Consider the following 14,873-nt stretch of genomic DNA (forward strand, 5'->3'; position numbering starts at 1 on the left):
ATTGCTGAGGCATGGCATGAAACAGAACAAACCGAGCGCGCAAACCGCCACCATTCGTGAAATTGCCCGGCGCGCCGAGGTCTCGATTGCCTCGGTAAGCCGGGCGCTCAATGGCAAGCCAGGAATCAGCGACGCGCTGCGCGATAAAATTCTTACCATCAGCCGCGAAGTGGCCTATCAGCCCAGCGCGGCGGCCCGGCAGCTCATCAGCGGCAAAGCCGCCGTCGTAGGAATCTCCCTTGGGCGTCAGGATATCGAGCTGCGTCCTTACTATATTCTGCTCTACCAGCACCTGACCGTAGCGCTGCACCAGCAGGGCATGGTGCCGATCTTCTTTCACCACGACCAAACCCATGAGCTGCCCGAACGGGCAGGCGCAGCAATTTTGTTAGGGGAAACCGGGGAAGACGAGCGCCCAGGCGTACTGCGTGCGGCGGGCACTCCGTTTGTACGCATTGGCAACGCCGGGGAAGGCTTTTCGGTGGCCCCGGACGATGTCTCGGGGCTTTACCAAATCACCCGCCACCTGATTGATCACGGGCGAACGCGGATTGCCTTTGTGGGCGGGGAGTTGGACGTGCCGCGCCCCCACAGCCGCCTTTCCGGCTATCAACAAGCGATGGCCGAGGCGGGGCTGAGCGAGCAGCTGTTGAGCCTGCCCCATCGGTTTACCTCCGACTCCCTGACCAGCTACCGCCATCTCAATCGCTTTCTTAATCATGAAGGCGCTGAGCAACTACCATTCGATGCGCTGGTCTGCGCCACCGACGAGCTGGCGCTCGGCTGTGTCGCCGCGCTGGAAGATCGCGATATCCGCGTGCCTGAAGACGTGGCCGTCACCGGCTTTGACGACCTGCCTACCTTGGCTACGGGCTTGACTACGGTGCGTCAGGATATTGCGGCCATTGCGGCGATGAGTGTCGAGTTATTGAGCGAAGCGCTGGCGGGAAAAGCGCCCCGGCATGTGTCGCTGCCGGTGGCGCTTGTGTTGCGAGAAACCTCTTAACGCCCCGGCAGCTGCTCCGGGCCGAAGGCGTCGGGTAGCAGGCTGTCCATGGTGTAGGTTTTTAGCACTTCACCCTGCTTGGAGAGCACCATGATTTGCGTGCTGGGGGTGGCGAACTCGCGAATGCGCTGGCGGCAGTCGCCGCAGGGCGTGCAGAGATGCTCGCCGGGGCCCATCACGTATACCTTGGCAAGCTCGCGCTGGCCAGCGGTAATCATGGCAGAAATAGCCGAGGCTTCGGCGCATAGCCCTTTGTAGTGGGCCACTTCCACGTTACTACCGGCAAACTGCTGACCATCCGGGCACTCCATGACCGCTGCAACCGGATGGTTGGAGTAGGGCGCGTAGGCGTTGCCCAGGGTGGTCAACAGCGTGTCTACCAATGCCTGATCCGCTTGGCTCATGGCGTTATCCTCTCAGTGGGCGCTTGATTCCAAGCGGTTAAGCGTTGGCAGCGTCGTCGCGCAGAACGGTGTCGAGCGCAATCACCATCATGTCGTTGAAGGTGGTTTGACGGTCGGCGCTGGAGAGCGAGTCGCCTTTTAGAATGTGGTCAGACACGGTGCAGATGGTCAGTGCGCGAGCACCGAACTCGGCTGCCACGCCGTACAGGCCAGCGGCTTCCATCTCGACGCCGACAATGCCGTAGCGCTTCATCAGCTCAGCCATATCGGTTTGCGGGTTGTAGAACAGGTCCGCAGAGAAAATGTTGCCGACTTTCACCGGCACGTTCTGCGCTTTGGCGGCCGCAACGGCGTGGCTGGTCAGCTCAAAATCGGCGATGGCAGCGAAGTCGTGGTCGTTGAAGCGCATGCGGTTCACTTTGGAATCGGTGCAGGCGCCCATGCCAATCACCACGTCGCGCACGTTGACATCGTCGCGTACCGCGCCGCAGGAGCCTACGCGAATGATCGACTTGACGCCGTAATCGGTAATCAGCTCTTTGGCGTAAATGGAGACGGAGGGGATGCCCATACCGTGGCCCATTACGGAAATCTCGCGGCCTTTGTAGGTGCCGGTGTAGCCGAACATGCTGCGCACGTCGTTTACTTGGCGCACGTTCTCCAGGTAAGTATCAGCGATGTACTTGGCGCGCAGCGGGTCGCCGGGCATCAGTACGGTATCGGCGAAATCGCCCTTCTCGGCATTGATATGTGGGGTAGCCATGGAACACTCCTCTACAAAAATTAGTAGCCAGAACAACCCTAGGCGGGGGCGCTGTAAACCCTTCCCTGGGCGCTACTTCCGCCATCTGACCGCCATGGATGGCGGAAATGCCGGAATTGTTGGGAACACTTTCCGGCCCTGGCGAAAGACCCCCGCTACGGGTTGATGCTGGCTGTGCACATTAACGTGCTAATGGGGTTGTCGGCCTTTACGCCGCGTTCGGTAAAAAGCTCTCGCCATCGGCCATGGCGTCTACGGCGAAGAACGCCGCGAGGGTTTGGCCAATGTCGGCAAAGGTGCCGCGCTCGCCCAGCGGGCCGGGGGCGAAGCCTGCGCCGCGTACCATGATCGGCACGTATTCGCGGGTGTGCTCGGTGCCTTCCCAGCTGGGGTCGCAGCCGTGGTCGGCGGTGAGCAGTAGCAGGTCGTCGTCGTTGAGGGCGGCGAGCAGCTCCGGCAGGCGGGCATCGAAGTGCTCCAGCGCAGCGGCGTAGCCCGGCACGTCCCGGCGGTGGCCATAAACCGAATCGAAATCCACGAAGTTGGTCATGATCATGGTCGGGCGGTTGCTAGTCTCGTGGGCAGTGCGCGCCACTTCGGCCAGGGTGGCCTCCATCAGGGCGTCGTGGCCGCTGGCTTTGACCTTGTGGGTAATGCCGCAGTGGGCATAGATGTCGGCGATCTTGCCAATCGACACCACTTCACCACCGGCGTCGGCGAGCTTTTGCAGCACGGTGGGGGTCGGCGGCTCAATGCTGTAGTCGCGGCGGTTTCCGGTGCGGGCAAAGTCGTCGCGGTTGTTGCCGGTAAATGGGCGGGCGATGACGCGGCCAATGTTGTACGGCTCCAGCAGCTCGCGCACGGTTTCGCACAGGGCGTAGAGGCGCTCTAGGCCAAAGTGCTCTTCGTGGGCGGCAATCTGGAACACGGAGTCCGCCGAGGTATACACGATCGGCTTGCCGCTTTGGATGTGCTCTTCGCCCAGGCGGGCAATAATTTCGGTGCCCGAGGCGTGGCAATTACCGATCACGCCGGGCAGGTCGGCTTCTTGAACGATGCTATCCAGCAGCGCTTGGGGAAAGCTGTCGGTCTTGTCGCTGAAATAACCCCAATCAAAGCGCACCGGCACACCGGCAATTTCCCAGTGGCCGGAGGGGGTGTCTTTACCGCTGGAGATCTCTTTCGCGTGGGCGTAAGCGCCTTTCAACTGCTCGGGCAGGCTGACGCCTTCCGCCACGCTACCGGTGGCATCCCGGTGGGCGTGGAACAGGCCGAGCGCGGCCATATTGGGGAGCTTCAACGGCCCGGAACGCTCGGCAGTATCTGCTTCCCCACGGGCGCAGGCAGCGGCGATGTGGCCCAGGGTATCGGCACCCTGGTCGCCAAAGGTCGCGGCATCCGGCGCGCTACCGATTCCAAAAGAGTCGAGTACTAAAACAATGGCACGGCGCATTAGGCTTCTCCTCGGAAGGTCTCTTGCAGCAGGGTGTCGGCGGTGGCCTCGGCGTCACCGACGGTGACCGCCGCACGTAGCTGAGCAGCGGCGCGAGCGGCGGCCTCTTCGGTGCGGGCGTGAACGATGGCCAGCGGGCGCTGGCTATCCACACGGTCGCCGATTTCGACGATATCGCTAAAGCCGACGCTGTGGTCGACGCTGGCGTCGTTACGCAGGCGACCGCCGCCCAGTTCCACCACGCTCATGCCCACGGCGCGGGTATCGAAGCGCTGCACGATGCCGCTCTGCTCGGGGTACACCGCCTGAATCACCGGGGCGGTGGCCAGGTAGCTGTCCGAGCGCTCCATAAAGTCGGCGGGGCCGCCCAGCTCGCGCACCATGCGGGCGAAGACTTCCGCCGCCGCGCCAGAGGTGAGCGCTTTGTCCAGCTTGGCGAGGGCTTCTTCGCGGTTGGCTACGAGTTTGCCCGCAATCAGCATCTCGACGGCGAGTTCGCGGGTGACCTGCATCACGCGGCTGTTGGCGCGCTCGCCGCGCAGCAGCGCCAGGGTTTCGACGATTTCCACCGCGTTACCGGCACACGGGGCCAGCGGCTGGCTCATATCGGTCAACAGCGCGGTGGTGGGCGTGCCTGCTTGGGTGGCCACGTTGGCGATACTTTTCGCCAGCTCGCGGGATTTTTCCGGGGTGGGCATGAACGCGCCGCTGCCGACCTTAACGTCCATGACCAGGGCGTCCAGGCCAGACGCTAGCTTTTTACCCAGGATGGAAGCGGTAATCAGCGGAATGGATTCTACGGTAGCAGTCACGTCACGCACGCCGTAGATGCGTTTGTCTGCCGGGGCGAGGTTGCCGGTTTGGCCGATGATCGCCACACCGGTGGATTTTACGACATCGCTGAAGCGCTCGGGCGCGGGGTAGGGGTCGTAGCCAGGGATTGATTCCAGCTTATCCAGCGTGCCGCCAGTGTGGCCCAGGCCACGGCCAGAAATCATCGGCACAAACGCGCCGCAGGCGGCGACCCAGGGGCCTAGCACCAGCGATACCAGGTCACCTACGCCGCCGGTGGAGTGTTTGTCCACAATCGGGCCAGGCAGGTTGAGCGAATCCCACTGCATGACGTGGCCGGAGTCCCGCGTGGCGGTAGTCAGCGCTACGACTTCTTCGCGGCTCATGCCGTTTAAAAACACCGACATGGTGAAGGCGCCAATCTGCGCGTCGCTGATGCGGTCGTCGGCGATGCCCTGTACGAAGGCTTTGATCTCTTCGGCGGGCAGCGGCTGGCCGTCGCGTTTTAGGCGAATCAGTTCTTGGGGAAGCAGGGCGTGGTGGGAAGCGGTAGACGGCATTAGTAGCCTCCATTGGTCGCGGCATCAGCATTGCCGCCTAACGTGTTCAATAAGTTACCCAGCAGGCTGGACGCGCCAAACCGGAAGTGCTCGGGTGTGATCCACTGCGGGCCCATAATGTCAGCGGCCAGCGCGAGGTACTCGGCGGCCTCTTCGGCGGTACGTACCCCGCCTGCGGCTTTAAAACCAACGTCTTTGCCGCTGGCCTTAATGGCGTTGAGCATGATCTCGGCGGCTTCCAGGGTGGCGTTGACCGGTACTTTGCCGGTGGAGGTTTTGATGAAGTCCGCGCCGCCTTCAATGGCCAGCTCGCTAGCGCGTTGGATTAACGCAGGCTCTTTGAGTTCGCCGGATTCAATAATGACTTTTAACTGCGCTTGGCCACCGCAGGCGGCTTTGCACATTTCTACCAGCTCGCGGCCGGTCTCTTCATCGCCGGCCATCAGCGCGCGGTAGGGGAACACCACGTCGACTTCGTGAGCGCCAGACGCCACGGCTTCGCGGGTTTCACGGGCAGCGCCCATGATGTCGTCGCCGCCGTGGGGGAAATTGGTTACCGTGGCGATCTTGACCTGACCCTCCAGTTTGTGGGCGCTAAGCGCGCGGGCAGCGGTGACGATGAACTGCGGATAAACGCAAACCGCCGCCGGGTTGCCGAACGGCGTTTTCACCTGCTGGCACAGCGCTTCGATCACGCTGTCGGTGTCGCTGTCGTTCAGGCTGGTCAAATCCATCAGCGTCAACGCTTGGCGAGCGGCTTGGGTGAGTTGGGCTTGAGTGAGCTGGGGGGAGGCAGTCGCGTTCATGAAATTCTCGCAAATCAATAAAAGACAAAACGGGCACTGCGAAAACATAGCAGCGCCCGTTGCATGGTGTCGTACTCGCTGCGTTACGCCGTGAGGTTGCTCAGCGCAATAAAGAAGCCGGCAATAGAAGCAGACATCAAGTTAGAGAGCGTACCGGCCAACACGGCTTTTACACCGAAGCGGGCAATCTCTTTGCGGCGCGTGGGGGCAATGCTACCCAGGCCGCCCAGCAGAATGGCAATGGACGACAGGTTGGCAAAGCCACACAGGGCAAAGGAGAGAATCGCCATGGTATGCGGCGTCATCATCTGACCCGTTGCCGCCACCACCTGTTCCCCATCGATGTAAGGTGCCAGGTTGATATAGGCCACAAACTCGTTGACCACCAGCTTCTGGCCGATGAACGAGCCTGCCAGGGTCGCTTCTTCCCAGGGCACGCCCAGCAGGAATGCCAGCGGTGCAAACAGCCAGCCCAGAATTAGCTCAAGGCTCAGGGATTCAAAGCCGAACCAGCCGCCAACGCCGCCTAAAATGCCGTTAATCAGCGCGATCAGGCCAATGAACGCCAGCAGCATCGCGCCAACGTTGGCTGCCAGCATCAAGCCGGAGGTCGCACCTGACGCCGCTGCGTCCAGCACGTTGGTGGGCTTGTCGTCCTGCTCTTTCAGCTCTTCATCGACTTTAGAAACGCTGTCGCTGTCTTCGGAGTCTTGGGTTTCCGGCATGATCAGTTTGGCGAACAACAGGCCGCCTGGCGCCGCCATAAAGGAGGCCGCCACCAGATACTCCATCGGAATGCCCAGCGCGGCATAGCCCGCTAGAACAGAACCAGCCACCGAGGCCAAGCCGCCACACATCACCGCAAATAGCTGGGAAGGGGTCATGCGGGCAATAAACGGACGCACCACCAGCGGCGCTTCGGTTTGGCCCACGAAAATATTCGCGGTCGCGGAGAGCGATTCGGTACGCGAGGTGCCCAGCGCCTTCTGCAGGGCGCCGCCCAGAATCCGAATAACCCACTGCATAATGCCCAGGTAGTAGAGCACGGCAATCAGCGACGAGAAGAAGATGATGACCGGCAATACCTTAATGGCAAACACGAAGCCAACGTTTTCCACATCGGCCAGGCCGCCGAACAGGAAACCGATACCGTCGTTGGCATACACCAGTACCTGGCTAACACCTGCTGAAATGGCTTGTAGCACTGCCTGGCCAAACGGTACGTAGAGCACAAACGCACCGATACCTGCCTGGATAGCAAAGGCACCCAGCACGGTGCGTAGCCGAATCGACTTGCGGTCGTAAGAGAAGATCAGGGCGATGGCCACTAGGGTGACCATACCAACCAAGCTCATGATGAGGGTCATAGGAGTACCTTCAGATCGTGAGGTGTGGAGCGATTACAGTAAGTTTAACTTCACTGAGTAGATCATCGCATTTTGGTAAGCGTCCGGGGTACCCAGCTTATTCTCTGAGTAGCGGTACTGCACGCCGGTAGTGATTAAATCAGACGGGTGCCACCACAGGCTCAGCGCGCCGTTGGTGCCCACGCTGCCGGCCTTGTCACCCACGTAGTTCTGAGTCAGGTACTCGTCGTCACGGCCGAAGGTTTGCTCGTGCCAGTTGGTCACGCTGAAGTTCTGGTTCAGAGCCGTAAAGTCGTAGCCCGCTACCCAGCCTGCCATAAAGCCGTTCATGCCGGTGTAGCTATTGCTTTGTACCCGCGCTGCGCCAATGAACGGTTTGAACCATAGGCCATTATCAAAGGTTTTGCGGTAGCCCAGACCGAGAATTTGATCTTGCTCGCGGGCGTTATAGCCGTAGTCGCGGAAATCGTACAGGTGGGCGTAAATCGATAGTGGGCTGTCGCCCAGGTAGATGTGCGATGTCACTTTACCGGCGGTGCGGAAGTTGTCTTTACCGCCGCTGGCTTGGTCGAACTGATCGTTAGTCGGGTTCTCGAAATCGAAGAAGCCGTAAAATTCGCCCCAGCTAAAGCCGACGCCGCCTTCGATTTCAACAAACGTAAAGTCGCTTTTCGCCGCGTTGCTGGCGGTGCGTGCTTCGGTACCGTTCGACCAGTCCAGGTAGTTCACCGAAACGTTGGCAAACGACCACAGACGGTCGAGGGTGTGCGGCTCGGCATCGTCAGCAAACGCGGGGGTTGCTAAAGCAGCGCCTGTTAGTAAAACGCCAGCGCCAAGCGTGACGAATGATGAAGAGCGGGAAAGGGGTAGAGCTGTCATAGAAGCCTCAACAGGGTTGTATCTCGGTGCCAGAGCAGCTGGCGTACCGGCGTTGTGGGTCGTGTGGGCTGGCGTTAATGTTAAAATTATAACATTGAGTGTTATTTTTTTAACGTTGATTTGCAAGTATTGTCACATCAACGATGTTTAAATGTGGTAATCGCATCATGGCGGAGTCTAATGGTGCGCCGCAGTGGAAATAAGCGAGGGGCTAGCGCAGCATAGGTAGCCCAGTTGGGTCTAATATTGATAACAACATGCATCATAAGGAGATGCCTGCTATGAACGACCGGAGCGCACAGCGCTTGGCGATGCTGCAAGAAGCGCTAGCCAGCGGGGGAACACTGCATCTTCGCGATGCCGCCGAACTGTGCGGAGTCTCCGAAATGACGATTCGGCGGGACCTTTCAACGCAACCTTCAGCGATTAGCCTATTGGGGGGGCGGCTGGTGATGGCCAGCTACCCTGGCGTCACGCCGGTTTACGATCTCTCCGAGCAGCAGGCGAGCCACTATCAAGTAAAACAGCGCCTTTGCCAGCGGGCTGCCAGCTTTATTGAAGAGGGCGATACGCTGTTTATCGACTGCGGCTCTACGCTGATTCCGCTGCTCAGCCAGCTAAGCCGCTTTCATGAATTAACGGTGGTCACCTATGCCCTTAACGTTGCCAACGCCGTGGCAGCGCTGCCCAATGTGCGCCTAGTGCTGCTGGGCGGGCTGTTCTACGCCTCCTCCCAATCATTTGGCAGCGACGGCATGGGGGCGGCGATTGAGCGTTTGGGTATTAATAAAGCGCTGATCTCTGCCGCAGGCGTGGATTGTGAACGGGGAGTAAGCTGCTTCCACTTCCATGAAGTAGGGCCTAAGCAGGCGGCCATTGCCACCGCGATGAAGCGACTGTTGATTGTCGATGCCAGTAAGTTCGGCGTGGTGCGCCCGGCCTATTTTGCCTCGTTGGAGGATTTCGATATCGTGGTGACCGACGATGAGCGTGCCCCCGGCCTGTTAGCGCATCATCCGTTGCCTACGCTGAGCGTCACCCTCGCCTAACCGGGCGCTTCCACCTACGCCGTGATGATGAAAGGCACGGCGGCCTCTTCCCTCGGTAGCGTTAAATCGTATGTTACGGGGCTTCTGCTATCTTTAGTGCTAACCGTGATTCCGTTTACGGTCGTCATGAGCGGTGCGTTACGCACCGCCACGACGGTGGTGATCATCGCTATAACAGTCGTGCTGCAGACTTCGGTTCAGTGGGTCATGTTTATGCAGATGAATACCAAAGCCGACGAGGGCTGGAACGTGATGTCCTTCGTTTTCACACTGACGATATTCGTCCTGGTGGTAGGGGGCTCGTTATGGATCATGCAGCATCTGCATCTCAACATGATGATCGGCTAAACGTGGCTCCTAGCCGCTGGCGCGACGTGCTGGCGCTTACTAAGCCGGGGATCATTGGTGGCAACCTGATTGCAACCCTGGGCGGCTACTTTTTGGCTGCCCACGGCACTTTCGATTGGGTCACCTTTGCCTCGGTGATGGTGGGCATTGCCCTGGTGATTGCTTCAGGCTGTGCTTGTAATAACGTCATTGACCGGGATATCGATGCACTGATGGCGCGTACGCGCCATCGCCCGCTGGCCAAGGGGCGCATCTCGATCACCCAGGCGCTGGGGATTTCAGCGCTGTTGGGGGTAGCCGGCGTGGTCTGTTTGGCGCTGGGCACTAACGGTTTGACGGTGGCGCTGGCGGTGATTGGCTGGGGCGTGTATGTCGGGGTGTATAGCCTCTACATGAAGCGCCACTCTGAGTACGGCACGCTAGTGGGCAGCCTTTCCGGCGCGATGCCGCCGGTGGTGGGCTACTGCGCGGTAACGGGGCAGTTCGACAGCGGTGCCTTTATGCTGCTGGTGATTTTCTGCCTGTGGCAGATGCCACACTCCTACGCCATTGCGATTTTCCGCTACGCGGATTACCGCCGCGCCTCGATACCCGTGCTGCCGGTGGTCCACGGCATCAAGCGGGCTAAGCACCACATTCTGGGCTATATCGTAGCGTTCATCCCTGCGTCACTGGCGCTGGTACTGGCCAGCCAAGCAGGTGCCGGTTACCTGTGTGTGGCGTTGACCATGGGTGGCTACTGGCTCTACCTGGCGCTATGCGGCTACCGTTTAGGCGATGACGTGCGCTGGGCGAAGAAGGTGTTCGGCGTGTCGATTCTGACCATTACCGCCATGAGCTTAGTGATGGTGCTGGAAGCCATGGTGCCCATGTGGGCGTGATGCTTGGTAACCAACCTAACGATTCAACCTGACGCAAAGCCTAAAACGCCCCGAACAGTCCACTGTTCGGGGCGTTTGTTGGCGTAGGTAGAAAGTGGCGAGTGCTTAGCTTTCCCGCTGGCTGGCCTGAATCGCGGTGAGGGCGATGGTGTAGACGATGTCATCTACCAGCGCGCCACGCGAGAGGTCGTTCACCGGCTTGTTCAGACCTTGCAGCATCGGGCCAACGCTGACCACACGGGCGCTACGCTGTACGGCTTTATAGGTAGTGTTGCCGGTGTTGAGGTCGGGGAATACAAACACGGTGGCCTTGCCCGCCACGGGGGAGTCGGGGGCTTTCTGTTTGCCCACGCTCTCGATGGCGGCAGCGTCGTACTGTAGCGGGCCGTCGATGGCTAGATGCGGCGCGCGCTCTTTGGCGATGCGGGTGGCTTCGCGGACTTTATCTACATCCGCGCCGGTGCCGGAGTCGCCGGTGGAGTAGCTAATCATCGCTACGCGCGGCTCGATGCCGAAGGCCTCGGCGGAGCGGGCGCTCTGCAAGGCGATCTCCGCCAGTGTTTCCGCGTCAGGATCCGGGTTGACCGCGCAGTCGCCGTAGACCACCACCTGCTCGGGCAGCAGCATAAAGAAGATCGACGACACCTGGTTGTACTCCGGTGCCGTCTTGATTAACTGAAACGCTGGGCGAACGGTATTGGCAGTGGTGTGAATCGCGCCGGAAACCAGGCCATCCACTTCATCGAGCTGTAGCATCATGGTGCCCAGCACCACGTTGTCCTGTAGCTGCGCTTCGGCGGTCAGCTCGTTGAGCTTGCCACGACGACGCTCCACCATCGGGCCAATGTAGCTGGCGCGGGTGCTTTCGGGGTCGATAATGGTCAGCTCATCGGGTAGCGCAAGGCCACGGTGGTGGGCCACACTCTCGATATCTTCCCGCTTACCTAGCAGGACGCAGTCGGCAATGCCACGGCGCTGGCAGATAATCGCCGCTTCGATGGTGCGCGGCTCGTCGCCTTCCGGTAGCACAATGCGCTTTTTGGCTTGCTGGGCCAGCTTCACTAGCTGATGGCGGAAGGCCGATGGTGAGAGGCGGCGGGCATAGCCTCGGCTGAGTTTGGCTTTTAGCCACTCTAAATCCATATGGGCGGCGACGTAGCGTGCCACCTGCTCGGCGCGCTCGAAATCATCCATGGGGATTTCGCTGCTTAGCTGGCTCAGGTTTTGCGCCGTGGTTAAGCTGTCGGTCTCTACCACCAGCACCGGCAGGCCGGTTTTCAGCGCTGGGCGACACATTTCAATCATGCCGTCGTTAGGTAAAAAACCGTTGGTCAGCAGCACGCCCGCCAACTGGGTGCCGTTCATGGTCGCCAGTGCCGAGGCCAGCACCACGTCATCACGGTCGCCGGAGGCTACGACTAGGCTACTAGGTTTGAAGATGTGTAGCGCATTGGCCGCGCTGCGGGCGCACAGGCTGGTAGAGAGCACACGGCGACTGGCGGCTTCCCCTTCGTTGAACATTTTGGCATTCAGCGCCCGTGCGACATCCAGGGTGCGCGGGGCACTCAGGGTTTTGCTGTAAGGCACCACGCCAATCAGGTGGAAGCGATCGGTGGCGAGCGCTGGAGAATAGCGGCGCAGCTCGTTAAGTACTGGCTCTTCCAACTGCGGCTTGATAGTGCCCGGCGCGGCGGAAAGGTCATCTTCCTGGCCGTAGGGCAGGTTCTTCATACGCATCAGGATGCCGCCCAGGGTGCGGCTAGAGCTGACGCCGCCGAAACTACGGGCGTGCATATCCAGTTCTTCTGCCAGTGCCTGTGGCTCGTTGAGGTCACCGGTGCCGACCAAAATAATGCGCGCATTCAGCGCGTGGGCCAACTGCGCGTTGGTTTGGGTGGCATAGGTAGTGTGCTGGGTAGGCACCACGCCTTCCACCACGACCAAGTCCAACGCGCTGCCGTCCCGATAGGCCTGCTGCACCACCTGCTCGTAGAGCTCGATGACGTTTTCCATCAGCTCGTCGGTGTGGTCGTCGCGCAGCAAGCGCTCCAGGCGCGCCTGGGAGATGGGCGACGGCGGGCGCTGGCTCAATGTGCGCGATACCAGGGCGGTGGAGCGGTCAAGGCCAGGCCCGTTAAGCTCGTTCTGCATAAACGGCTTTAAAAAACCGGCTTTTAGGCCGATGGTGTCGAGCGCTTGAATCAAACCAAGGCAAGCGGACGTAAGCCCGGCACCGACGCTGGTGGGCACCAGTAGAATGGCTTGGGGTTGCTCGGGGGAGCTGTTCATTCGGGGGTCTCCACGCAGTGGCGGGTTTCCATGGCAATGCGGCCCTCTTCATCGGTGGGGATCACCCACACTTCCGGGCCTTGATGACCGGCGCTATCCAGCTTGCCCTCTTTGCCGCGGATGGTGGCTTCGTTGGCCGCTTCGTCTAAGCTGAAACCAAAGTGGGGCAGCAGCGCCAGCACTTCACGACGCACGATGGGCGAGTTTTCACCGATACCGCCGGTGAAGATAACGCCATCCAGCGCAGGTAAGGCACAGGAAAGGGCGGCGAGCGATTTGGCGATACGGTAGCAGAACACGTCCAGCGCCAACTTGGCGCCAGGGTGCCCGGCTATCGCTTGGCCCTCTACTTCGCGCATATCGTTGGTTAGGCCGGAAAGCCCCAGCAGGCCGCTCTGCTTGTTCAGCACATTATCGATCTCATCCAGCGACCAGCCTAGCTGGCGGTGCAGGTGGGCATGTAGGCCAGGATCAACGTCGCCGCTGCGGGTGCCCATCACTAAGCCTTCCAGCGGGGTTAAGCCCATGCTGGTATCCAGGCTCTGGTTGTTCCATACCGCGCTGGTGGAGCAGCCGTTGCCCAGGTGGGCGGTTAGCCAGCCGCCCGCACCACGGCTACTCAGTTCGCCCGCGCGCTGGCTAACAAACGCATGGCTGGTGCCGTGGAAACCGTAGCGGCGGATGCCGTGCTGGGTATAGAGTGCTTCTGGCAGTGCATAGCGGTAGGCGCGGGGCGGCAGCGTTTGATGGAACGCGGTATCGAACACGGCGACCTGAGGCAGCTCGGGAAACACCTTGCGGGTGGCGGCTATGCCCGCCAGGTTGGCCGGGTTGTGCAGCGGTGCCAGGGCCGCCGTGGTTTCGATGGCCTTGATCACGCTGTCGTCAATCAGCGCCGCCTGGGTGAAGTGCTCGCCGCCGTGAACAATGCGGTGGCCTACCGCGCCCGGCACGCGGCCTTCTAAACGCTGCAGAATGGCGTTCAGGGCTTCGGCGTGGTCGGCGTTAGGCAGCGGTTGGGTAAAGCTCTCACCGGTGCTGGTTTTGCCTTTTAAGCGGGCGTCATGGCTGCCTAAGCGTTCAGCTAGCCCAGCTAAGCGCGGTACCTGCGGATCAGCATCAATCAAAGCGTATTTAATAGAGGAAGAGCCACAGTTAATAACCAGTACCGGTGCGTTCATAACAGCCTTTGTAAATAAAGTAATTAAAAGGTATGAGGAATAGACTTTAGTTTAACATCCTGCGACGCGGAACATCAGTGGAGAATTTCGTTAGCCGTCTATGTAAAATGTCGGCGTCCCGTTTCTTATATTACCTATCGTGAGCCGCTCTGTGCCTATGCCCCCAACTTCAAGCCCCGCTATGCTACCGCGTCATATTGCCATTCTGCTGATGATGACTGTGGCGACCATGTTTGCTGCTAACCATGTTTCTGCCCGCCTAGCGTTTGATAACGGCACGGGGCTGCTACTGGCGGTGTTGATGCGTTCGGGCGTGGCTTGTTTGATTCTGCTCACGCTCGTCATTCTACAGAAAAAACGCCTCTGGCTACCGGCCGGCACCTGGCCGTGGCAGTTAGCAGTGGGGCTACTGATTACCCTGCAGAGTGTCAGCCTCTACTCTGCCGTGGCGCGGTTGCCGGTCGTGATTGCGTTGTTGCTGGTGAACACGTTTCCCATCCAGCTAGCGCTATTGAGCTGGGCGCTGGGCGGCCCCAGGCCATCGCTGCGCAGCTGCCTGATTATGGGCTCCATTCTGATTGGCCTATTGGTGGTGCTGGATATTCCTAGCTGGATCGCCAACGCCGACGCCATGGGGCCAGAGTGGTTGGCAGGTATCGGTTTTGGGTTGCTGGCCGCCTTTGCGTTTGCCTGCGCCCTGTGGATTACCGAGCACCGCTTAGCCGGTGTAGGCAGTACGCTACGTAGTCTTCTCACTATGCAGACCGTGTTTATTGCTATCGTTATTGGCGGGTTGCTGGGCGCGATGCCTGGCGGCATGAGCCTGCCAGATAACAGCACGGGGTGGATAGGGTTAACGCTGTTGGCGCTGCTCTACGGCAGCGCGTTCTCTATTCTGTTTATTTTTGTGCCCCGGCTGGATATGGCGCGCAATGCCCCGGTGATGAATTTCGAGCCAGTGGCATCGCTGCTTATCGGCTATGTGGTGCTCGGCCAAATGCTGAGCTTCAGTCAGCTAGTCGGTGGGGCAGTGGTAGTGGGCGGTATTGTGGTGCTGAGTTTATCGAAGAGCCGATAACATTTGCGTTTTTACAG

At 60.0% G+C, this 14,873-nt stretch carries 14 protein-coding genes; 5 read left to right on the forward strand and 9 right to left on the reverse strand.

The genetic code is table 11. The annotated features are described in order from the left end of the window. Window positions 1–16: 16 nt before the first annotated feature. Window positions 17–1,006 (forward strand): LacI family DNA-binding transcriptional regulator, encoded by a 990-nt coding sequence (locus LG300_RS03495; protein WP_404377031.1) that lies wholly within the window; start codon window positions 17–19, stop codon window positions 1,004–1,006. Here LG300_RS03495 and cdd read toward each other — a convergent pair. The 7 genes from cdd to LG300_RS03530 form a co-directional block, all read right to left on the reverse strand. After that, window positions 1,003–1,410 carry a cytidine deaminase gene (gene cdd / locus LG300_RS03500; protein WP_044629006.1) on the reverse strand — a complete coding sequence of 136 codons (408 nt, stop codon included), beginning with the start codon at window positions 1,408–1,410 and terminating at the stop codon, window positions 1,003–1,005. The two genes, LG300_RS03495 and cdd, sit on opposite strands and share 4 nt — an antisense overlap. A gap of 37 nt (window positions 1,411–1,447) precedes the next feature. Then, entirely contained in the window at window positions 1,448–2,173 is a 726-nt protein-coding gene (deoD, locus tag LG300_RS03505) for a purine-nucleoside phosphorylase (RefSeq protein WP_253504079.1), read from the reverse strand. A gap of 208 nt (window positions 2,174–2,381) precedes the next feature. Continuing rightward, a complete protein-coding gene (locus LG300_RS03510; protein WP_404377032.1) occupies window positions 2,382–3,626 on the reverse strand; it encodes a phosphopentomutase in 1,245 nt (414 codons plus the stop codon). Next, window positions 3,626–4,978 (reverse strand): thymidine phosphorylase, encoded by a 1,353-nt coding sequence (gene deoA, locus LG300_RS03515; RefSeq protein WP_404377033.1) that lies wholly within the window; start codon window positions 4,976–4,978, stop codon window positions 3,626–3,628. Before deoA ends, LG300_RS03510 begins: the two co-directional genes overlap by 1 nt. Further along, window positions 4,978–5,784, reverse strand: a complete 807-nt coding sequence (gene deoC, locus LG300_RS03520; RefSeq protein WP_404377034.1) for a deoxyribose-phosphate aldolase — start codon at window positions 5,782–5,784, stop codon at window positions 4,978–4,980. The genes deoA and deoC overlap by 1 nt, the downstream gene beginning before the upstream one ends. An 83-nt stretch (window positions 5,785–5,867) precedes the next feature. Continuing rightward, window positions 5,868–7,151, reverse strand: coding sequence for a NupC/NupG family nucleoside CNT transporter (locus LG300_RS03525; RefSeq protein ID WP_404377035.1), 1,284 nt, complete (start codon window positions 7,149–7,151; stop codon window positions 5,868–5,870). Window positions 7,152–7,184: 33 nt separating this feature from the next. Then, window positions 7,185–8,030: an outer membrane protein OmpK gene (locus tag LG300_RS03530; RefSeq protein WP_404377036.1), complete on the reverse strand. Its 846-nt coding sequence runs from the start codon at window positions 8,028–8,030 to the stop codon at window positions 7,185–7,187. 281 nt (window positions 8,031–8,311) lie between these two features. Between LG300_RS03530 and LG300_RS03535 the strand changes: the two genes are divergently transcribed. The 3 genes from LG300_RS03535 to cyoE are packed head-to-tail and all read left to right on the forward strand — an operon-like array spanning window position 8,312 to window position 10,308. Next, complete coding sequence (locus tag LG300_RS03535; RefSeq protein ID WP_404377037.1) at window positions 8,312–9,079, forward strand: DeoR family transcriptional regulator; 768 nt, start codon at window positions 8,312–8,314, stop codon at window positions 9,077–9,079. Window positions 9,080–9,103: 24 nt separating this feature from the next. Continuing rightward, the gene (cyoD, locus tag LG300_RS03540) at window positions 9,104–9,427 is read left to right on the forward strand and encodes a cytochrome o ubiquinol oxidase subunit IV (RefSeq protein ID WP_404377971.1); all 324 of its coding nucleotides are present in this window, start codon (window positions 9,104–9,106) and stop codon (window positions 9,425–9,427) included. Beyond that, a complete protein-coding gene (gene cyoE, locus LG300_RS03545) occupies window positions 9,385–10,308 on the forward strand; it encodes a heme o synthase (RefSeq protein WP_404377038.1) in 924 nt (307 codons plus the stop codon). The genes cyoD and cyoE overlap by 43 nt, the downstream gene beginning before the upstream one ends. Window positions 10,309–10,413: 105 nt before the next feature. On the opposite strand, the gene pta is transcribed toward cyoE, so the two are convergent. Further along, window positions 10,414–12,597 (reverse strand): phosphate acetyltransferase, encoded by a 2,184-nt coding sequence (pta, locus tag LG300_RS03550; RefSeq protein ID WP_404377039.1) that lies wholly within the window; start codon window positions 12,595–12,597, stop codon window positions 10,414–10,416. Continuing rightward, window positions 12,594–13,778, reverse strand: coding sequence for an acetate/propionate family kinase (locus LG300_RS03555; RefSeq protein ID WP_404377040.1), 1,185 nt, complete (start codon window positions 13,776–13,778; stop codon window positions 12,594–12,596). Before LG300_RS03555 ends, pta begins: the two co-directional genes overlap by 4 nt. A 157-nt stretch (window positions 13,779–13,935) precedes the next feature. Here LG300_RS03555 and LG300_RS03560 point away from each other — a divergent pair, with 157 nt between their 5' ends. Further along, the gene (locus LG300_RS03560) at window positions 13,936–14,856 is read left to right on the forward strand and encodes an EamA family transporter (RefSeq protein ID WP_404377972.1); all 921 of its coding nucleotides are present in this window, start codon (window positions 13,936–13,938) and stop codon (window positions 14,854–14,856) included. Window positions 14,857–14,873: the final 17 nt, after the last annotated feature.

The organism is Vreelandella aquamarina (assembly GCF_044805175.1).
GTDB lineage: Bacteria > Pseudomonadota > Gammaproteobacteria > Pseudomonadales > Halomonadaceae > Vreelandella > Vreelandella aquamarina_B.